This is a genomic window from Streptomyces sp. CA-251247 (assembly GCF_050952975.1).
GTDB classification, from domain to species: Bacteria; Actinomycetota; Actinomycetes; order Streptomycetales; family Streptomycetaceae; genus Streptomyces; species Streptomyces achmelvichensis.
This window is the reverse complement of sequence record NZ_CP191861.1, coordinates 4,169,674-4,187,290: the sequence shown is the minus strand read 5'-3', so window position 1 is coordinate 4,187,290 and position 17,617 is coordinate 4,169,674. Positions and strand designations below refer to the sequence as shown.

Below are 17,617 nucleotides of genomic sequence, written 5' to 3'. Positions count from 1 at the left end.
ACAGGCACCTCCAGCCTGTGGACAAACGGTTCTCCACAGCCTGTGATGGAGACAGGTCGTCCATGCCAGGGAGGCGGGGGGATATGGCAGCTGAACAAATGGCCGACGGCGGGGACGGTTCGGACACGGGCCCTCCGGCCCGCCCGCTCGACGCCATCGACCGCGACATCCTGCGCATCCTCCAGACGGAGGGCCGCGCCTCGATACGTTCCGTGGCCGAGCGCGTCCATGTGTCGCGCGCCAATGCGTACGCGCGGATCAACCGGCTCATCGACGACGGCGTGATACGCGGATTCAGCGCTCGGGTCAACCACGAACGCGCAGGTCAGGGTGCCTCCGCGTACATCACCCTGAAGATCGTGCAGAACTCCTGGCGGACGGTGCGCGAGCAGCTCCAGGCGCTGCCCGGCGCGGCGCACATCGCTCTGGTCAGCGGCGATTTCGACGTCCTGCTCCTGGTGCACACCCCGGACAACCGCACCTTGCGAGAGCTGGTCCTGACCCGGCTCCAGTCCATCCCGGAGGTGCTCTCCACCCGCACGCTGCTGGTCTTCGAGGAGACGGACCTCGACCCGGGGCCGGGCCCTGCGGGGGCCTCGGACATCGAACCTCTGTAGCCGGCGGGCGCTCGTGGAGCGGACCGCCGGGGGCCCTGGGCCGTGCGAGTGGAACCTGCGGGTGCTGCCGGCACAGGACGGGCCGCGCGGTGCGGTGGCGCGACGGACGTGCGGAGTGAGCGCGAGCCGTCGCCCGAGGGCGTGCCCGTCGGCCGGCGGACGTCGTGGGCAGGCGGCCCCGGTCAGCCCTCTGCGGAGTCCGTACGCAGGCCGTCGAAAGCGAGCCGCACGACCGTCTCGGCGACCTGGTCCCCGTCGTAGCCCCCACCCGCGTGCGGCCGGTACCACTCCACCAGCGAGTTCACCATGCCGAACAGCAGCCGCGTGGCGAGCCGGATGTCCACATCGGCGCGCAGATCCCCGTCGGCCGCCGCCGCCTTCAGCAGATCGGCGACCCGCTGGTCGAACTCACGGCGGCGTTCCATCGCCCACCGCTCGGTCTTGGTGTTGCCCCGGACGCGCAGCAGCAGCGTCACATAGGGCAGCTCGGCCACCAGCACCTCCACCGTGCGCCGGGTGACGTACTCCACCCTCTCGATGGCGCGCCCGCGCAGGCCGCCCGGCTCGTCGAGGATCGCGAAGAGCGCGTCGATGGCCCGGCTCACGGCCCGGCGCAGCAGCTCCTCCTTGCCGGCGACGTGGTGGTAGATCGAGGATTTGGAGATACCGGCGGCCTGGGAGAGGTGCTCCATCGAGGTGCCGTCGTAGCCGCGCTCGTTGAAGATCCGCACGGCGACCGTCAGCAGTGTCTCGGGCGTGTACGTGTCCCGCTTGGCCGTCGTCATGCGCCTGCCTCGTCCTTCTCGGTGCGGATGTACGACTGCCGGTAGAGCCCCAGGGAGGGGGCGTAGCGCCCGGTGGGCACGCGCGCGTGGAGCTCGTCCAGCAGCTCGTGCGCCCAGGAACGGCCGAGGCGGCGGCCCCACTCGACGGGCCCCAGCGGGTAGTTGACGCCCAGCCGCATCGCTGTGTCGATGTCCTCGGCGGAGGCGACCTTCTTGGCCACGGCGTCGGCGGCGAGGTCCACGAGCATCGCGACCGTGCGGGCCACGATCATCCCGGGGACGTCCCGGATGACGCTGACGCTCTTGCCGAGCGCCTGGAACAGGCCGATGGACTGCCGGAGCGTCTCCCACTCGGTGACCTCGGACGCGGCCAGCGCGATCCGGGTGGCGGCGCGGTAGTCGAGGGCCAGGTCGAAGTAGACGACGTCGCGGAACTCGGCCGAGGTCTGGCCGTCGGCCAGCACCAGCTGGCCGCCGCTGGGCAGCAGGATCCGGGTCCCGCGGTCCTCCTCCGTCTCGCGGACGGTGATGCCCGCCTCCCGCAGCAGCGCGACCAGCTCCCCCGCGGGCCCGAGGTCGCCCTCGACGGTGATCTCGGAGGGCGGCTCGGTGGCCGGAGCGGTGTGCGGTTCGGGCCGGGTCGCCCCGTCCGCGTACGCGTACCAGCCGCGTCCGCTCTTGCGGCCGTGGAGCCCCGACTCGACCAGCCGGCGCTGGGCGAGCGACGGGACGAACTTGGGGCTCTGGAAGAAGGAGTCCCACACGGAGCGGGTCACGGCCTCGTTGACGTCCTGGCCGATCAGGTCGGTGAGCTCGAAGGGGCCCATCTTGAAGCCGCCGCACTCGCGCAGCACCGCGTCGATCGTGGCGGGGTCGGCGGCCTGCTCCTCGTAGACCGCGAAGGCCTCGGCGTAGAAGGGCCGGGCGATGCGGTTGACGATGAAGCCCGGGGTGTCGGCGCAGCGCACGGGCGTCTTTCCCCAGGCCTTCGCCGTCGCGTACGCGCGCGTGGCGGCCGCGCTCTGTGTGGCGAAGCCGCTGACCACCTCGACGAGGGGGAGCAGGGGCGCGGGGTTGAAGAAGTGCAGACCGACGAAGCGGCCGGGGTTCTTCAGGGCGCCCGCCACCGCGGTGACGGAGAGGGACGAGGTGTTCGTGGCGAGAAGGCAGTCGTCCGCGACGATCTTCTCCAGGGCGACGAACAGCTGCTGCTTCACCGGCAGTTGTTCGACGATCGCCTCGACGACGAGCGCCGCGTCGGCCAGCTCGGCGAGGTCCGCCGCCGGATGCAGACGCGCCCGGGCGGCGTCCCGCTCGACCGCTGTCATCCGGCCTTTTTCGACCAGCCGGTCCAGACGCGCGCCGATCGCCTCGGCGGCCTCGTCCGCCCGCCCCGGCACGGCGTCGTGCAGCAGCACCGGATGGCCCGCCACAAGGGCGACCTGGGCGATTCCCTGTCCCATGGTGCCGGTGCCGACCACGGCGACGGTACGGCTCTGATCGATGGCGGTCATGGAAGCGATCCTCCCCGATGCGTTGTCCACAGGTTTGACAGGCCCCCTTGTACCGACCGATCGTTCGGTTACTCTAACTCTGTCATTCCATCCCTGCCCAGCTCGACGAGGAGTTGGTCCGTCATGCAGCTGACCGAGACCCACCGGCCGACGCTCGACCAGGCCCTCGAGGCGATCCGCACCCGCGCCTACTGGTCCCCGCATCCCGAGCACCCGAAGGCGTACGGCGAGAGCGCGCCGGCCGAGGGACTCGCGGCTTTCGAAGCCCTGCGCGGCACCAGGTTCGACCTGGACCAGCCGGGCACCGACGACTGGACGGGTGGCGAGGTCTCGCCGTACGGCCCGGAGTTGGGCATCGAGTACCCGCATCCCGACCTGGACGTCCTGCTCCCCGCCATGCGCGCGGGGATGGCCGGCTGGCGTGAGGCCGGCCCGGAGACGCGCGCCCTGGTCTGCCTGGAGATCCTGTCGCGCATCAGCGCCCGCACCCATGAGTTCGCGCACGCGGTGATGCACACCAGCGGGCAGGCGTTCATGATGGCGTTCCAGGCGGGCGGCCCGCACGCCCAGGACCGCGGCATGGAAGCCGTGGCGTACGCCTATGCCGAGCAGGTCCGCACCCCCGAGGCCACCGACTGGTCCAAGCCCCAGGGCAAGCGGGACCCGCTGGAACTGCGGAAGACCTTCACCACGGCCGGTCGCGGCATCTCCCTGCTGATCGGCTGCAACACCTTCCCGACGTGGAACGGCTATCCCGGCCTGTTCGCGTCGCTCGCCACCGGCAACCCCGTCCTGGTCAAGCCGCATCCGCGCGCCGTCCTCCCGCTGGCGCTGACGGTGCGCGTGGCCCGCGAGGTGCTCGCCGAGGCGGGCTTCGACCCGAACCTGGTGGCTCTGGCCGTCGAGCGTCCCGGTGAAGGCATCGCCAAGACCCTGGCCGTGCGCCCCGAGATCAAGATCATCGACTACACGGGTTCCACCGCGTTCGGTGACTGGCTGGAGGCCAATGCCCGACAGGCGCAGGTCTACACCGAGAAGGCCGGCGTCAACACCGTCGTCGTCGACTCGACGGACAACTACAAGGGGATGCTGTCCAACCTGGCCTTCTCGCTGTCCCTCTACAGCGGCCAGATGTGCACCACCCCGCAGAACTTCCTGATTCCACGTGACGGCATCACGACGGACGCCGGCCACAAGTCGTACGACGAAGTGGTCGGCGACCTGGCGGCCTCGGTGGGCGGACTGCTCGGCGACGACGCCCGGGCGAACGCCCTGCTGGGCGCACTCGTCAACCCCGATGTGAAGGGCCGCCTCGACGGCGCGGCCGGTCTCGGCGAAGTGGCCCTTCCCTCACGGAAGATCACCAACCCGGAGTTCCCCGACGCTGTCGTGCGTACGCCGGTGATCGTCAAGCTCGACGGTGCCAAGCCCGACACCGAGGCGGTCTATCTGACCGAGTGCTTCGGCCCGGTCTCGTTCGCGGTCGCCGTGGACTCGACCGCGGACTCCCTGGAGCTGCTGCGGCGCACGGTCCGCGACCAGGGCGCGATGACGGTGGGTGCCTACACCACCTCGGCGGAGACGGAGCGCGCGATCGAGGACGTCTGCCTGGACGAGTCGGCGCAGCTCTCGCTGAATCTGACGGGCGGGGTCTACGTCAACCAGACGGCGGCCTTCTCCGACTTCCACGGCTCGGGCGGCAACCCGGCGGCGAACGCGGCCCTGTGCGACGGCGCCTTCGTCTCCAACCGCTTCCGGGTGGTGGAGGTCCGCCGCCAGGCGTGAGGAAGGCTCCGTGCCGCAGACCCCGGCCGACCGGGGTCTGCGGCACGGCAGGTGCCGGTCAGGCGGAGGACAGGGCGGGAGAGGGCCCGGACACGGCTCGTCCTCCTAGGGCGACGGGATCTCCGCGTACCGCTGCACCCAGGCGTGCATGGCGATCGCCGCGGCCGCTCCGGCGTTGATCGAACGCGTCGAGCCGAACTGGGCGATGGAGCACACCATCGTCGCGTGCTTGCGTGCCTCGTCGGTGAGACCGGGGCCTTCCTGGCCGAAGAGCAGCACACAGCGGCGCGGCAGCTCGGTCCGCTCCAGCGGCACCGCGCCCGGCAGGTTGTCGATGCCGATGATCGGGAGATCCTCGGCGGCGGCCCACGCGGTCAGCGATTCCGTGTCCGGGTGGTGCCGCACATGCTGGTAGCGGTCGGTGACCATGGCGCCGCGGCGGTTCCAGCGCCGCCTGCCCACGATGTGGATCTCGCGCGCCAGGAAAGCGTTGGCGGTCCGGACCACCGAGCCGATGTTGAAGTCGTGGCCCCAGTTCTCCACGGCCACATGGAAGCCGTGCCGCCGTGTGTCCAGATCGGCGACGATCGCTTCACGCGTCCAGTACCGGTACGGGTCGACCACATTGCGGCGGTCGCCGTGGGCCAGCAGCTCGGCGTCGTAGTGCTCGCCCTCGGGCCACGGCAGCGGATGGGGGCCGACGCCGACCTCGGGCCCGAAGCCCTCGTCGTACTGCAGCGGATCGTGATCGTCGTGGATCGGTTCTCGGGTGGTGCTCACCCGACGAGCGTACGGGGCTGCTCCGGACTCTCCTGCCGCTGCTCCGGTACGGCGGGCGCCCGTGAGAACACCCGGTCCCGGCCCCGCACGACCCGCGCGCCGAGCCAGACCAGGAACGCGGTCGGCAGGAACACGGCGTCGGCGGCGATCATCGCCAGCGAGAAGAACGGCAGTCCGAGCAGCACGGCGATGCCGGCGTGCTCCAGCATCATGGCCACGAGCAGGACGTTCTTGACGCGCCGGTTGAAGAGCGTGAAGGGGAAGGCGACCTGCACGACGACCGTGCCGTACGTCAGCACCATCACCATCAGCCCGCCCGAGGCCAGCAGATCGGAGAGCGCGGGCCACGGGGTGAAGTAGTCGAGCTTGAGCGGGTAGTAGAGCGCGGTGCCGTCCTGCCAGCGGGAGCCCTGGATCTTGTACCAGCCGGCGGTGGCGTAGATCAGACAGACCTCGGCCATGATCACCAGAAGCCCGGCGTTGTGGGCAAGATTGGCGAGAGCGTCCAGCAGGATGCGCGGCTCACCCTGCGGGGCTCGCCTGTTCGCCATCCACCACAGGCCCTGACCCACCCACAGCACCCAGAGCAGCAGCAGGATGAACCAGCCGGTGTCGTTCAGGAAGGTGGCGATGACCAGGGCGGCTCCCAGCACGGTCCACAGAAGCGGCCCGACCCGGTCGCGCTGTGTCCCCCCGGCGACCCGCGCCTCGGACTCCGGTACCCCGGATTCCCTCGCCTCGGGCTCGCGCTCCGTGGCGCGGGCGGCGCGGCGCGCGTCCAGCGACCAGACCTGCCCGCAGCGCGTCACGACCAGGTAGATGGCCATCAGGTGGATCACGTTGTCGCCGCCGTCGCCCATGAAGATGGAGCGGTTCTGGAGCGACAGGACGCCGATCATGAAGAGCGCGGACATGGTGCGGGTCCGCCAGCCCACCAGCAGCAGGGCGCTGGACAGCACGGCTGCGGCATAGACGACTTCGAACCAGAGCGTGCTGTCCGACCACATGAGCGCCGTGAAGGCGTCGTTGCCGGAGATGAGCCGGCGGCCCATCTCCCAGCTCCACGGGCCCTGCGGTCCGTACATCTCATGGCGGTTGGGCAGCTCGCGCAGCAGGAACAGCAGCCAGGTGGCGGCGAACCCGATCCGCACGATGGCCGTCTGGTACGGCCCGAAAGCCGTGGCGGTGATGCGCTGGACGGCTCCGCCGTTCCTGCGCTCGGAAGCGTCGCTCACCGGTCCGCCTCCCTGCGGCCGTTGTCGACTCCCCCGGGCAGATCGGCCGCGGTGACGGTCCACCACGGCAGGACCCGGAACTGCGGGCGGAGGTCGAACTTCTCGTTGCTCCAGTCCGGAGCCTTGACCGCGCTGGTCGACGACCTGAGCTGGATACGCTCGACCTCTCCGCCGACGTCGTGCCGTTCGAGGCGCGCCATCACCAGGCGGCGGACGTAGCTCTCGGACAGCTGGCCGCGCAGTCCGCTGGAACGGTTCTTGTCGTCGTGCGAATTGATGTAGAAGTCCCAGGCCCTGCGCAGCGCGTTCTGCTGGGTGTGGCTGGGGAGGAGATTGCCGCGGATCGCGTCGCCGTCCTCGGCGCTCAGATCGATCCAGCCGGTGCTCCTGCGGTCGCCGTCGGGGGTGCTGACCTCGGCCTTCACCTGGACGGCGACGTTCTGCTGGAGCGGGTTGGGGGCGAAGAGCTTCCAGTTCTGCTCGAATTCCGGATAGACCCAGGCGTCGATCGCCTTGCCGTACTCCTTGCTCGCCGTGTTGGACGGGGCGACGTGCAGAAACACCATCGCCACATGGACGCCGGCGAGCACGGCTATGAGGGCGAGCGAGACGGCCACGGCGACCTGGTACGGCAGCGAGAGCGCCGCGATACCGCGGGTGGGGGCATCAGGATCGAGCGGCACGGAGTCCGGGTCCGGATCCGGCGGGAAGGGCTCCTGGTGCGGGGTCCCGCTCCGGGGCCCGGGCACGGCGGCTGTCGTGGGCTTCGCGGCCCGCGGGGCCCCTGTCTTCGGGGCCCCTGTCTGGGGGGTCTCTGCCCGGATGGCGGGCGACGGACCGCCGTCGGGTGCGGGGAGCGGGTCCTGGTCCTGGTCCTGGTCCTGGTCCTGGTCCTGGTCCTGGTCCGCCAAAGAGTCTCGCGTCCCCTCCGAAGTGCGCTGAGGCGCGTCCGACGGCTGCGTGGCCTGCCGCACCGGCCCTGAGGCACGGTCCGGCGGCACCGCGGAGCCCCTGCTTGCGGCGCCTTCGGCGTCCTCGTCGTTGTAGGAGTCCATCCCGCCCCCGGTCCCCTTCGGCGCACGTCGGTCATCCACAGGGTTGACACCTTAAGGCCCGTCGACTCACCATTGAAGTCAATGAACCGAACGATCGGTCGGTAGGGGGCCCGGATGACGGCAGTGACTGCGGATGGCTACGAGGCGGTTTTCGACGCCGCCGTGGCTGCCGACGAGCGCATCGAGCCGCGCGACTGGATGCCCGAGGCCTACCGAGCGACGCTGGTCCGCCAGATGGCCCAGCACGCCCACTCCGAAATCATCGGCATGCAGCCCGAGGCGAACTGGATCACCCGGGCGCCCTCCCTGCGGCGCAAGGCGATCCTCATGGCCAAGGTGCAGGACGAGGCCGGCCACGGGCTCTACCTCTACAGCGCCGCCGAGACGCTGGGGACCAGCCGTGACGAGCTCCTCGACAAGCTCCACGCCGGCCGTCAGCGGTATTCGTCGATCTTCAACTACCCCACGCTGACCTGGGCCGATGTCGGTGCGATCGGCTGGCTGGTGGACGGCGCCGCGATCACCAACCAGGTGCCGCTCTGCCGTTGCTCCTACGGCCCGTACGCCCGCGCGATGGTCCGGATCTGCAAGGAGGAGTCCTTCCACCAGCGCCAGGGGTTCGAGCTGCTGCTCACCCTGTCGCGAGGGACAGCCGCGCAGCACGACATGGCGCAGGATGCCGTGAACCGCTGGTGGTGGCCGTCGCTGATGATGTTCGGCCCGCCGGACGACGAGTCGTCGCACTCGGCGCAGTCCATGGCCTGGAAGATCAAGCGCCACTCGAACGACGAGCTGCGCCAGCGCTTCGTGGACATCTGCGTTCCGCAGGCCGAGACACTGGGCCTGACCCTCCCGGACCCCGATCTGCGCTGGAACGAGGAGCGCGGGCACCACGACTTCGGCGCGATCGACTGGACCGAGTTCCAGAACGTCCTCAAGGGCAACGGCCCCTGCAACGAAGAGCGGCTCACCCAGCGTCGCCAGGCCCATGAAGAGGGCGCCTGGGTCCGGGATGCGGCCGCTGCGTACGCCGAGAAGCATCAAGCACAGCACGCGAAGCCCCAGGAGGCGACGGCATGAGCGGTTCGACCGGCTGGCCCCTGTGGGAGGTCTTCGTGCGCTCCCGCCGCGGTCTGTCCCACACCCACGCGGGCAGCCTGCATGCCCCGGACGCCGAGATGGCGCTCCGTAACGCCCGGGATCTCTACACCCGGCGGAACGAAGGCGTGTCCATCTGGGTCGTGCCCTCCACGGCGGTCACAGCGTCCTCGCCGGACGAGAAGGACCCGTTCTTCGAGCCGTCCGCCGACAAGCCGTACCGCCACCCGACCTTCTACGAGATCCCGGACGGGGTGAAGCACCTGTGACCACCACGGCGAACGCCGCGGCACTCGCCCTCGGCGACGACGCGCTGGTGCTCTCGCACCGGCTGGGGGAGTGGGCGGGCCACGCACCCGTGCTGGAGGAGGACGTCGCCCTCGCGAACATCGCGCTGGACCTGCTGGGCCAGGCGCGCGTGCTGCTGTCCCTCGTCGGGGACGAGGACGAGCTGGCCTATCTGCGCGAGGAGCGGGCTTTCCGCAACCTCCAGCTGGTCGAGCAGCCGAACGGCGATTTCGCCCACACCATCGTCCGCCAGCTCTACTTCTCCGTCTACCAGCGGCTGCTGTACGGGCAGCTCGCTGCCGGAGACGGCGAGTTCGCGGGGCTCGCGGCGAAGGCCGTCAAGGAAGTCGAGTACCACCAGGACCATGCCGAGCAGTGGACGCTGCGGCTCGGTGACGGCACCGACGAGAGCCATGAGCGCATGCAGCGGGCCTGTCAGGCGCTGTGGAGGTTCACGGGCGAGATGTTCGAGCCGGTCGAAGGACTGGACGTCGACCAGCAGGCGCTGGAGGCGCGCTGGCTGGAGACGGTGACGGCCGTCCTCACCCGTGCGACGCTGACCGTGCCCGAGGGACCGAGGGTCGGCGCATGGGCGGCGGGCGCAGGGCGTCAGGGACTGCACACGGAGTCCTTCGGCCGGATGCTCGCCGAGATGCAGCATCTGCACCGCAGCCACCCGGGGGCGTCATGGTGACCGGCACCCACCTCACCGCGGACCGTCGGGCCCACGCCGACCGGGCCGCCACCTCAGCCCGGCCTGCTCCCGCCCACCGGACGGCGAGCGCGCCGAAGGCCGGTGACGACAGCCGGCTCGAGGCCGAGCTGCGCAAGCTGGCCGGCTCCGTGCCCGACCCGGAGCTTCCCGTGGTGACGCTGGAGGAGCTCGGTGTCCTGCGCGGGGTTCAGATCCTCGGCCCGGGACGCGTCGAGGTGGAGCTCACCCCGACGTACACCGGCTGCCCGGCGATCGAGGCCATGACGACGGACATCGAGCAGGTGCTGCACGATCACGGCGTCGCCGAGGTCTCGGTCGTCAAGGTCCTCTCCCCGGCCTGGTCGACGAACGACATCAGCGCGGAGGGCCGGCGCAAGCTGGCCGAGTTCGGGATAGCCCCGCCGCGGCCGCAGCCCGCGGAGGGCCCGATCCCGCTCACGCTCTCGGTGCGCTGCCCGCACTGCGGATCCACCGACACCGAGCTGCTGAGCAGGTTCTCCTCCACCGCGTGCAAGGCGCTGCGCCGCTGCGTCGACTGCCGTGAACCGTTCGACCACTTCAAGGAGTTGTAGATGTTCCATCCGCTCCGGGTCAGCGAGGTCGAACGGCTCACGGACGACTCGGTCGCGGTCACCTTCCAGGTGCCGCCCGAGCTGTGCGAGACCTTCCGCCACACCCCCGGCCAGCATCTGGCGCTGCGCCGGCTGGTGGGGGACGAGGAGATCCGCCGTACGTACTCGATCTGCGCCGCCGCCTCCCCCTCCGGCACCGATCCGGTGCTGCGTGTGGGCATCCGCCTGGTCGACGGAGGTGACTTCTCGACCTACGCGCTCAAGGAGCTCGCCGTCGGCGACACGGTCGAGGTGATGCCCCCCATGGGCCGCTTCCTGCTCGAACCGCGGCCCGGCTACTTCGCCGCGGTCGTCGGCGGCAGCGGAATCACTCCGGTGCTGTCGATGGCAGCCACGCTGCTGGCCCGGGAGCCGGAGGCCCGGTTCTGTCTGATCCGCAGCGACCGGACCGTGGCGTCCACGATGTTCCTGGACGAGGTGGCGGACCTCAAGGACCGTTTCCCCGACCGCTTCCAGCTGGTCACCACCCTCTCCCGGGAGGAGCAGCAGTCGGGCCTGCCGTCCGGGCGGCTCGACCAGGAGCGACTGACCACCCTGCTGCCGTCCCTGCTCTCGGTGGCAGATGTGGAGGGCTGGTTCCTGTGCGGCCCCTTCGGCCTTGTCCTGGGAGCCGAGCGGGCACTGCGTCAACTGGGCGTCGACCGGAGCCGTATCCACCAGGAGATCTTCCATGTGGACGACGGCTCGGCGCCCACCGCCGAGCCCCTGAGCGCTCCCGCGCACGCCTCGCTGACGGCGACCCTGGACGGACGGTCCGGCAAGTGGCCCGTGCAGGAAGGGGAATCGCTGCTGGAGACCGTGCTGCGCAGCCGTGCCGACGCGCCGTATGCGTGCAAGGGCGGCGTCTGCGGCACCTGCCGTGCCTTCCTGGTGTCGGGCGAGGTCAGGATGGACCGCAACTTCGCGCTGGAGCCCGAGGAGACCGAGGCGGGCTATGTGCTGGCCTGCCAGTCCCATCCGGCAACCGCGGAAGTGGAGCTCGACTTCGACCGCTGACCCTTCGGGCCCCTCCACCGGTGACCTTACCTCTCCCGCGCTGCCGAGCTGTGTTCATTTTCAGGAACCTGTTCTATCTTGACGACCCGTCAGATACGAACAGCGGAACCGGACCTGGCAGCGGCTCAAGCACCGCCGGCGTGTGGGAGGACAGGGCAGTGGACTTCACCTTCACCGAGGAGCAGCAAGCGGCCGTCGAGGCTGCGAAAGCGGTGTTCTCGGGTGTCGCGCCCGACGGCGTACCGAGTCCCGCGCTCACAGCGGGCGCGGTGGCCGACGAGTTCGACCGGCCGCTGTGGGCCAAGCTCGCGGACGCCGACCTGCTGAGTCTGGTGGTGTCACCGGAGTACGGCGGAGCAGGTCTCGACCCCATCGCCCTCTGTCTGGTGCTGCGCGAGTCGGCCAGGGTGCTGGCCCGGGTACCTCTGCTGGAGACGAGTGCGGTCGCCATGGCCGTGGAGCGTTACGGCAGCGCCGGGTTGAGGGACGAGATCCTCCCTGGGGTCGGCCGCGGTGAACTGGTCATCACGGTGGGGGCCAACGGCCGTACGGGACACGACCCGGCCGAACTCGCTGTCACGGCGCGGCGGGACACCGGGCGGGAGGACGGCCGGGACACCGGTCAGGAGGACGGCTGGCTGCTCGACGGCGTGCAGACAGGTGTCCCCTGGGCGCACTCGGCGGACCGCATCGCCGTACCGGCGCACACACCCGACGGGCGGGCAGTCCTGGCACTGATCCCCCGGACCCGCGACGGCATGGTCCAGGCCGAGCAGATCTCCACCAGCGGCGAGCGGTTCGCCGAGGTCACGCTGGATTCCGTACGGGTCGACGCTTCCGAGCTGATCGACGCCGAAGGTGCCTGGGAGTGGCTGCGCCACCTGCTGACCACCGGCACATGCGCGCTGTCGCTCGGTCTCGGTGAAGGTGTACTGGCCATGACGAGCGCCTACACCGGCAAGCGTGAACAGTTCGGCTTCCCCGTCGCCACCTTCCAGGCCGTCGCCGTGCAGGCGGCCGACCGGTACATCGACCTGCGGGCGATGGAGGCGACGCTGTGGCAGGCGGCCTGGCGGCTCACGCCCCCGCGGGACAGTGCCGGTGTCGGTGGCCCACTGCCCGTGGCCGGCGATGTCGCCGTGGCGAAGATCTGGGCCTCGGAGGGGGTGCGCCGGGTCGTCCAGACCGCTCAGCATCTGCACGGCGGCTTCGGTGCCGACACCGACTACCCGCTGCACCGCTATCACGCCTGGGCCAAGCAGCTCGAACTCTCCCTCGGCCCCGCAGCGGCCCACGAGGAGGCCCTGGGCGACCTGCTGGCGGCCCACCCTCTCGGCTAGACCGACGGCAGCGAGCGCGCCTGCTCCCACATCGGCGGGCCAGGGCCCGCCAGAGGTGCGTCAGAGGACGAACGCCGGGGATCCGTTGTCCGTGACCATCGGGCGCCCGGCGCCGTCCCAGGCGAGCATCCCGCCCTCGACGTTCACCGCGTCGATCCCCTGCTGCACCAGGTACTGGGTGACCTGCGCCGACCGGCCGCCGACCCGGCACATCACATACGCCCGGTGTCCCTCGCTCACGGCCTCGGTCACCTCACCGAACCGCGAGACGAAGTCGCTCATGGGCACATGCAGCGCGCCTTCGACATGCCCGGCCGCCCACTCGTCGTCCTCCCGGACGTCCAGCACCAGGCCGTCGGCCGGCACGGTCGCGACGTCCACCGACGGCAGCGGGGCGAAATTCATGGGTCATGCCTTCTCTCGTACGTAGGCGGCAGGATGTCGCGGCTGGAATCCGGACGGCCTCGAAAAACCTACTCCACCAGCCCGGCCAGTTCCCGTTCGCGCTCGGCGACCTGTGCGAGCAACTGCTCGGCGATCTCCTCGAGGAGCCGGTCCGGGTCCTCGGGGGCCATCCGGAGCATGGCGCCGATCGCGCTCTCCTCCAGCTCGTGGGCCACGGCGGCCAGCAGTTCCTTGCGCTGCGAGAGCCATTCCAGCCGGGCATAGAGCTCCTCGCTCTCACTCAGCCGGGCTTCGGGCACCGGCCCGGCCGCCCATTCGTCGGCGAGCTCGCGCAGCTGCCCCACGTCCCCGAGCGCGTATGCGGCGTTCACGCGAGTGATGAACTCCTCGCGGCGGGCGCGCTCGGTCTCCTCCTGCGCCAGGTCCGGGTGTGCCTTGCGCGCCAGCTCGCGGTAGACCTTGCGGGCCTCCTCGCTCGGCCGCACCCGCTTCGGCGCCCGGACGGGCTGGTCATTGAGCATCGCGGCGGCCTCGGGGGAGAGGCCGTCGGAGTCCATCCAGTTGTGGAAGAGCTCATCGACGCCGGGCATCGGCATCACCATCGCCCGGGCCTCCTGCGCCTTGCGCAGATCCTCCGGATCACCGCTCGCCGAGGCCTTGGCCTCGGCGATCTGGGCGTCCAGCTCGTCGAGGCGCGCATACATCGGGCCCAGCTTCTGGTGATGCAGCCGGGAGAAGTTCTCCACCTCCACCCGGAACGTCTCCAGAGCGATCTCGAATTCGATCAGCGCCTGCTCGGCCGCGTACACGGCCTTTTCCAGCCGCGCCTCCGGCCTCGGTGGCACGTCCTGCTCTTCGTCGCTCCGGGTCGTCCGGCCGCCGGGTGCATCCTGGGTCACCCGGCCAGCCTACGGGCGCGGGGGAGCCGGCTGTCACACGCCCAGCTCAGCGGCTATCCGTCCGCTCTTGATCGCCGCCAGCAACTCCTCGTGATCCGCTTCGGTGCGGTCGGCGTAGAGCATCGCGAAGCCGGCCACGGCCTCGTCCAGCTCCTCGTTCTTGCCGCAGTAGCCGGCGAGGAGCCTCGGGTCGGCGCTGTGGGAGTGGGCCCGGGCCAGCAGCGCGCCGGTCATCCGCCCGTAGTCGTCGAACTGGTCGGCGGTGAGCGCGGCGGGGTCCACGCTGCCCTTGCGGTTCCTGAACTGCCGTACCTGGAAAGGCCGTCCGTCGACCGTCGTCCAGCCCAGCAGGATGTCGCTGACCACCTGCATGCGCTTCTGTCCGAAGACCACCCGGCGGCCCTCGTGCTCCACCTCGGGGACCTCGAAGCCGGCTGCCTCCAGGCACGGCAGCAGCGCCGAGGGCCGGGCCTCCTTCACCTGGAGCACCAGTGCCTCACCGCGGTGGTCGAGCAGCAGCACCACATAGGAACGGGTGCCGACACTTCCCGTGCCCACCACACGGAAGGCGACATCGTGGATCTCGTAGCGCGCGAGGAGCGGCAGCCGGTCCTCCGACACTGTGCTCAGGTACTCCTCCAGCGACGCGGCGACCGCAGCGGCCTCCGCGTCGGGCACCCGCCGCAGCACCGGAGGCGCGTCCACGAAGCGGCAGGCCTCGCCACCGTCCTCGGAGACCCCTTCCGTCGCCTTGGCCGCGAAGCGCGCGCTGGTGTTCTTCCGCGCCTTCTCCGAGACCCGCTCCAGGGTGCCGACGAGGTCCCGAGCGTCCGTGTGGGAGACGAGCTCCTCGTCCGCGATGGCGTTCCAGGCGTCCAGCACGGGCAGACGCGCCAGCAGGCGCATGGTGCGCCGGTAGGCGCCCACCGTGTCGAAGGCGGCCGCACGACAGACGTCCTCGTCGGCGCCGGCGACGCGCGCCGCCAGCACCAGCGAGACCGCGAGCCGCTTGAGGTCCCACTCCCAGGGGCCGACGACGGTCTCGTCGAAGTCGTTGAGGTCCATGACCAGGTTCCCGCGGGCGTCGCCGTAGATGCCGAAGTTCGCCGCGTGCGCGTCGCCGCACAGCTGGGCACTCACTCCGGTGACCGGGGTGCCCACCAGGTCGTGGGCCATCAGCCCGGCCGAGCCGCGCAGAAAGGCGAACGGCGAGGCGGCCATCCGCCCCACCCGTATCGGTGTCAGCCCCGGCACCCTGCCCCGGCTGGACTCCTCGACGGCGGCGACCGCGTCCGGCCGGTCCACCGCCAGCACCAACGAGTCGTGCGAGGAGCGCGGAACCCGATCACGAAGCGCCTTGCCCTCCTGCTTGGGCGACCGCGTGGCCGGTGCGACACCGGTGACGCCCTGCCCGCCCTTGCGCCGGGCGAAGCCGGGCACCACCGGGATACGGCCTCCGCCCTTGGCGCTGGACGTCCCCGCCGACTCCGGCTCCAGTCCGCTGGTGTCCGTCCGCTGCACCGTCTCTGCGTCGCCCATGGCGTCCTGCCCCCGTCGTCCCGAACCTTCAACATCAATTGTCCTTGACCGTACCGCCGCGTGCCGATGGGCGTCTGCCCCTGTGGATAACCCCGGAAAAACTCCACAGCCTGCGACGATCACCGCCCGGGGTGCTGCCCGGACGTCCGGCGGCCCGGCGAGGCGGCCGGCGGGCGCATCGCACGTTGTACCGTGCAACTGAAGGCGAGGAGGCGGCATGTCACGCGCACGGGACAGCTCCATCGACACCATTCAGCGCGAGCTGACGGCCTTCGCCCGACGGGCCCGCGCGGCGGCCGCCCGCCTCCATCCCGAGCTGCCGTTCGTCTCGTACACCTTGCTGTCCCACATCCATGATCAGCAGGGCTGCCGGGCGACTGACCTCGCGTCGCACTACATGCTCGACAAGTCGACGGTCAGCAGGCAGGTTTCGGCACTGGAGAAGCTCGGGTTGATCGAGCGCAGAGCCGATCCGGCCGACCACCGCGTCCAAGTGCTGCACCCCACGACCGCGGGATCCGCTGCGCTCGCCTCCACACACGCCAGTCGCCGCGCCGCCTACCAGGAGCGTCTGGCCGACTGGCCGGCCGAGGATCTCGACCGTTTCGCCGATTACCTCCTGCGCTACAACTCCGCTGCTGAAGGCCCGGGGCAGCACTGATCCAGAAGTCCGACGGACAGGACCGGCGAACGCGACCTAGCAGGTCCCGGCTTCTCGATCCCTGGGCAGATGCTCGTCGGCCCACCGGCCGAGTTCCTTGAGGGCGGGCTCCATCGCGGTCCCGGCCGCCGTCAGCCGGTAGGCGACGCGCAGCGGCGGTCCTTCGTCGACCTCCCGCAGGACCAGACCCGCGGCCGCCAGCTCGGCCAGCCGGTCGGAGAGCATCCGTTCGCTGATGCCCGGGATTGCCCGGCGCAGCTCCGCGAAGTGCACGGCGCGCTGCATCAGCACGGAGACGATCGGCCCGGTCCACCGCTTGCCGAACAGCTCGAAGACACGCGCGATCCCCCCGTCGACCCGCCTGCACGCCTCTTCGCTGTGTTCCGCCATGCCTCCAGACTACTGCGCCGAAGCTAGGTACTTATGAAAAGTAAGCTACTGTGATATCCATAGGTACGCACAGATTTTCAGCAACCCCCCTCATGGAGAACCTCATGGCCACGCTGCTGCACCTCGACTCCGCCCTCTTCCCTCAGGGATCGGCCTCCCGCGAGATCACCGCTGCCTTCGTGCAGGCCTGGCGGGAGCAGCACCCGGACGGCACGGTCGTCTACCGCGACCTCGCCGCCACGCCCCTGCCCCACCTGGACTTCGCCGCCGTCTCCGCCGGGGTCGAGAACGAACTGCGCGCGGAGCTCGCCGCCGAGCTGGAGGCGGCGGATGCCGTCCTCGTCGGCGCGCCGATGTACAACTTCACGATCCCGTCCACCCTCAAGGCATGGCTGGACCAGGTGATCATCGTCGGCCACAACGCCGGCACCCCCGACGGCCCTGTGGCCGGCACCCCGGTCACCGTGGTCGCCAGCCGCGGTGGCTCCTACGCCCCCGGAACACCGCGCGAGGACTTCGAGTTCGTGCAGAACTACCTGGAGAAGGTGTTCACCGGCATGCTCGGCGCCACGGTCGACTTCATCGTTCCGGAGATGACACTCGCCCGCTCCAAGCCGGAGATGGCGCAGTTCATCCCACTCGCCGACGCCTCGAAGACCAAGGCGCTCGACGAGGCCGCGGAGAAGGGCAAGACGCTGGCCGCGCGTTTCGCTGCCTGATCAGCCCAGGGGGGCGCTTCCCGGACGCCGGCCGCAGCGGACGTTTCACGTGAAACAGTCAGGGCGGACAGTCAGGGCGGATGTTCCACGTGAAACGCCGGCGCCCGACAAGGCGCCCCCCGTCGGCCACAGCGTCCACCAGCAGCCAGTCACCTGCACCAACT

General features: G+C 70.4%; 19 protein-coding genes. 10 read left to right on the top strand and 9 right to left on the bottom strand.

Translation table 11 applies throughout. From position 1 onward, the window contains the following. The first annotated feature begins 98 nt into the window (after nucleotides 1–98). On the top strand, nucleotides 99–617 hold the full coding sequence (locus tag ACQPWZ_RS18470; RefSeq protein ID WP_340477920.1) for an Lrp/AsnC family transcriptional regulator: 519 nt from the start codon (nucleotides 99–101) through the stop codon (nucleotides 615–617). Between the two features lie 182 nt (nucleotides 618–799). On the opposite strand, the gene ACQPWZ_RS18465 is transcribed toward ACQPWZ_RS18470, so the two are convergent. After that, the gene (locus ACQPWZ_RS18465) at nucleotides 800–1,402 is read right to left on the bottom strand and encodes a TetR/AcrR family transcriptional regulator (protein WP_313945259.1); all 603 of its coding nucleotides are present in this window, start codon (nucleotides 1,400–1,402) and stop codon (nucleotides 800–802) included. Beyond that, nucleotides 1,399–2,916, bottom strand: a complete 1,518-nt coding sequence (locus tag ACQPWZ_RS18460; RefSeq protein ID WP_433571887.1) for a 3-hydroxyacyl-CoA dehydrogenase — start codon at nucleotides 2,914–2,916, stop codon at nucleotides 1,399–1,401. The genes ACQPWZ_RS18465 and ACQPWZ_RS18460 overlap by 4 nt, the downstream gene beginning before the upstream one ends. A 123-nt stretch (nucleotides 2,917–3,039) precedes the next feature. Between ACQPWZ_RS18460 and paaN the strand changes: the two genes are divergently transcribed. Beyond that, entirely contained in the window at nucleotides 3,040–4,701 is a 1,662-nt protein-coding gene (gene paaN / locus ACQPWZ_RS18455; protein WP_433571886.1) for a phenylacetic acid degradation protein PaaN, read from the top strand. Nucleotides 4,702–4,806: 105 nt separating this feature from the next. Here paaN and ACQPWZ_RS18450 read toward each other — a convergent pair whose 3' ends face one another. Genes ACQPWZ_RS18450 through ACQPWZ_RS18440 form a run of 3 tightly spaced genes read right to left on the bottom strand, consistent with a single transcriptional unit; the run spans nucleotide 4,807 to nucleotide 7,810 of the window. Further along, nucleotides 4,807–5,481 (bottom strand): TrmH family RNA methyltransferase, encoded by a 675-nt coding sequence (locus ACQPWZ_RS18450; RefSeq protein WP_340474170.1) that lies wholly within the window; start codon nucleotides 5,479–5,481, stop codon nucleotides 4,807–4,809. Next, nucleotides 5,478–6,716, bottom strand: a complete 1,239-nt coding sequence (locus tag ACQPWZ_RS18445; protein WP_433571885.1) for an HTTM domain-containing protein — start codon at nucleotides 6,714–6,716, stop codon at nucleotides 5,478–5,480. The genes ACQPWZ_RS18450 and ACQPWZ_RS18445 overlap by 4 nt, the downstream gene beginning before the upstream one ends. Then, nucleotides 6,713–7,810: a DUF5819 family protein gene (locus ACQPWZ_RS18440; RefSeq protein ID WP_433571884.1), complete on the bottom strand. Its 1,098-nt coding sequence runs from the start codon at nucleotides 7,808–7,810 to the stop codon at nucleotides 6,713–6,715. Before ACQPWZ_RS18440 ends, ACQPWZ_RS18445 begins: the two co-directional genes overlap by 4 nt. Nucleotides 7,811–7,885: 75 nt before the next feature. Between ACQPWZ_RS18440 and paaA the strand changes: the two genes are divergently transcribed. The 6 genes from paaA (at nucleotide 7,886) to ACQPWZ_RS18410 (ending at nucleotide 12,840) form a co-directional block, all read left to right on the top strand. Further along, nucleotides 7,886–8,851, top strand: a complete 966-nt coding sequence (paaA, locus tag ACQPWZ_RS18435; RefSeq protein WP_433571883.1) for a 1,2-phenylacetyl-CoA epoxidase subunit PaaA — start codon at nucleotides 7,886–7,888, stop codon at nucleotides 8,849–8,851. Then, the gene (gene paaB, locus ACQPWZ_RS18430) at nucleotides 8,848–9,138 is read left to right on the top strand and encodes a 1,2-phenylacetyl-CoA epoxidase subunit PaaB (RefSeq protein WP_313945266.1); all 291 of its coding nucleotides are present in this window, start codon (nucleotides 8,848–8,850) and stop codon (nucleotides 9,136–9,138) included. The genes paaA and paaB overlap by 4 nt, the downstream gene beginning before the upstream one ends. After that, the gene (gene paaC, locus ACQPWZ_RS18425; RefSeq protein ID WP_340474166.1) at nucleotides 9,135–9,851 is read left to right on the top strand and encodes a 1,2-phenylacetyl-CoA epoxidase subunit PaaC; all 717 of its coding nucleotides are present in this window, start codon (nucleotides 9,135–9,137) and stop codon (nucleotides 9,849–9,851) included. The genes paaB and paaC overlap by 4 nt, the downstream gene beginning before the upstream one ends. Next, a complete protein-coding gene (gene paaD, locus ACQPWZ_RS18420) occupies nucleotides 9,845–10,444 on the top strand; it encodes a 1,2-phenylacetyl-CoA epoxidase subunit PaaD (protein ID WP_356704843.1) in 600 nt (199 codons plus the stop codon). The genes paaC and paaD overlap by 7 nt, the downstream gene beginning before the upstream one ends. Beyond that, entirely contained in the window at nucleotides 10,445–11,500 is a 1,056-nt protein-coding gene (locus ACQPWZ_RS18415) for a 2Fe-2S iron-sulfur cluster-binding protein (protein WP_433571882.1), read from the top strand. A gap of 158 nt (nucleotides 11,501–11,658) precedes the next feature. After that, on the top strand, nucleotides 11,659–12,840 hold the full coding sequence (locus ACQPWZ_RS18410) for an acyl-CoA dehydrogenase family protein (protein WP_433571881.1): 1,182 nt from the start codon (nucleotides 11,659–11,661) through the stop codon (nucleotides 12,838–12,840). Between the two features lie 60 nt (nucleotides 12,841–12,900). Here ACQPWZ_RS18410 and ACQPWZ_RS18405 read toward each other — a convergent pair whose 3' ends face one another. The 3 genes from ACQPWZ_RS18405 to ACQPWZ_RS18395 all read right to left on the bottom strand — a co-directional run bounded on the left by ACQPWZ_RS18405 (nucleotide 12,901) and on the right by ACQPWZ_RS18395 (nucleotide 15,683). Next, nucleotides 12,901–13,245: a rhodanese-like domain-containing protein gene (locus ACQPWZ_RS18405; protein WP_313945273.1), complete on the bottom strand. Its 345-nt coding sequence runs from the start codon at nucleotides 13,243–13,245 to the stop codon at nucleotides 12,901–12,903. 68 nt (nucleotides 13,246–13,313) lie between these two features. Further along, complete coding sequence (locus ACQPWZ_RS18400) at nucleotides 13,314–14,144, bottom strand: hypothetical protein (RefSeq protein ID WP_340474162.1); 831 nt, start codon at nucleotides 14,142–14,144, stop codon at nucleotides 13,314–13,316. Between the two features lie 33 nt (nucleotides 14,145–14,177). After that, nucleotides 14,178–15,683 (bottom strand): DUF2252 domain-containing protein, encoded by a 1,506-nt coding sequence (locus ACQPWZ_RS18395; RefSeq protein ID WP_433571880.1) that lies wholly within the window; start codon nucleotides 15,681–15,683, stop codon nucleotides 14,178–14,180. 217 nt (nucleotides 15,684–15,900) lie between these two features. Here ACQPWZ_RS18395 and ACQPWZ_RS18390 point away from each other — a divergent pair, with 217 nt between their 5' ends. After that, the gene (locus ACQPWZ_RS18390) at nucleotides 15,901–16,344 is read left to right on the top strand and encodes a MarR family winged helix-turn-helix transcriptional regulator (protein WP_340474160.1); all 444 of its coding nucleotides are present in this window, start codon (nucleotides 15,901–15,903) and stop codon (nucleotides 16,342–16,344) included. 36 nt (nucleotides 16,345–16,380) lie between these two features. On the opposite strand, the gene ACQPWZ_RS18385 is transcribed toward ACQPWZ_RS18390, so the two are convergent. Next, nucleotides 16,381–16,734 (bottom strand): winged helix-turn-helix transcriptional regulator, encoded by a 354-nt coding sequence (locus ACQPWZ_RS18385; RefSeq protein WP_313945278.1) that lies wholly within the window; start codon nucleotides 16,732–16,734, stop codon nucleotides 16,381–16,383. 104 nt (nucleotides 16,735–16,838) lie between these two features. Here ACQPWZ_RS18385 and ACQPWZ_RS18380 point away from each other — a divergent pair, with 104 nt between their 5' ends. Next, nucleotides 16,839–17,453, top strand: a complete 615-nt coding sequence (locus ACQPWZ_RS18380; RefSeq protein WP_433571879.1) for an FMN-dependent NADH-azoreductase — start codon at nucleotides 16,839–16,841, stop codon at nucleotides 17,451–17,453. Nucleotides 17,454–17,617: the final 164 nt, after the last annotated feature.

Bases quoted from the DNA above. Each gene is read 5' to 3' on its own strand.
- ACQPWZ_RS18470 (WP_340477920.1), top strand. From the start codon at position 99: ATGGCCGACGGCGGGGACGGTTCGGACACGGGCCCTCCGGCCCGCCCG.
- ACQPWZ_RS18465 (WP_313945259.1), bottom strand. From the start codon at position 1,402: ATGACGACGGCCAAGCGGGACACGTACACGCCCGAGACACTGCTGACG.
- ACQPWZ_RS18460 (WP_433571887.1), bottom strand. From the start codon at position 2,916: ATGACCGCCATCGATCAGAGCCGTACCGTCGCCGTGGTCGGCACCGGC.
- paaN (WP_433571886.1), top strand. From the start codon at position 3,040: ATGCAGCTGACCGAGACCCACCGGCCGACGCTCGACCAGGCCCTCGAG.
- paaA (WP_433571883.1), top strand. From the start codon at position 7,886: ATGACGGCAGTGACTGCGGATGGCTACGAGGCGGTTTTCGACGCCGCC.
- paaB (WP_313945266.1), top strand. From the start codon at position 8,848: ATGAGCGGTTCGACCGGCTGGCCCCTGTGGGAGGTCTTCGTGCGCTCC.
- paaD (WP_356704843.1), top strand. From the start codon at position 9,845: ATGGTGACCGGCACCCACCTCACCGCGGACCGTCGGGCCCACGCCGAC.
- ACQPWZ_RS18415 (WP_433571882.1), top strand. From the start codon at position 10,445: ATGTTCCATCCGCTCCGGGTCAGCGAGGTCGAACGGCTCACGGACGAC.
- ACQPWZ_RS18405 (WP_313945273.1), bottom strand. From the start codon at position 13,245: ATGAATTTCGCCCCGCTGCCGTCGGTGGACGTCGCGACCGTGCCGGCC.
- ACQPWZ_RS18395 (WP_433571880.1), bottom strand. From the start codon at position 15,683: ATGGGCGACGCAGAGACGGTGCAGCGGACGGACACCAGCGGACTGGAG.
- ACQPWZ_RS18390 (WP_340474160.1), top strand. From the start codon at position 15,901: ATGTCACGCGCACGGGACAGCTCCATCGACACCATTCAGCGCGAGCTG.
- ACQPWZ_RS18385 (WP_313945278.1), bottom strand. From the start codon at position 16,734: ATGGCGGAACACAGCGAAGAGGCGTGCAGGCGGGTCGACGGGGGGATC.
- ACQPWZ_RS18380 (WP_433571879.1), top strand. From the start codon at position 16,839: ATGGCCACGCTGCTGCACCTCGACTCCGCCCTCTTCCCTCAGGGATCG.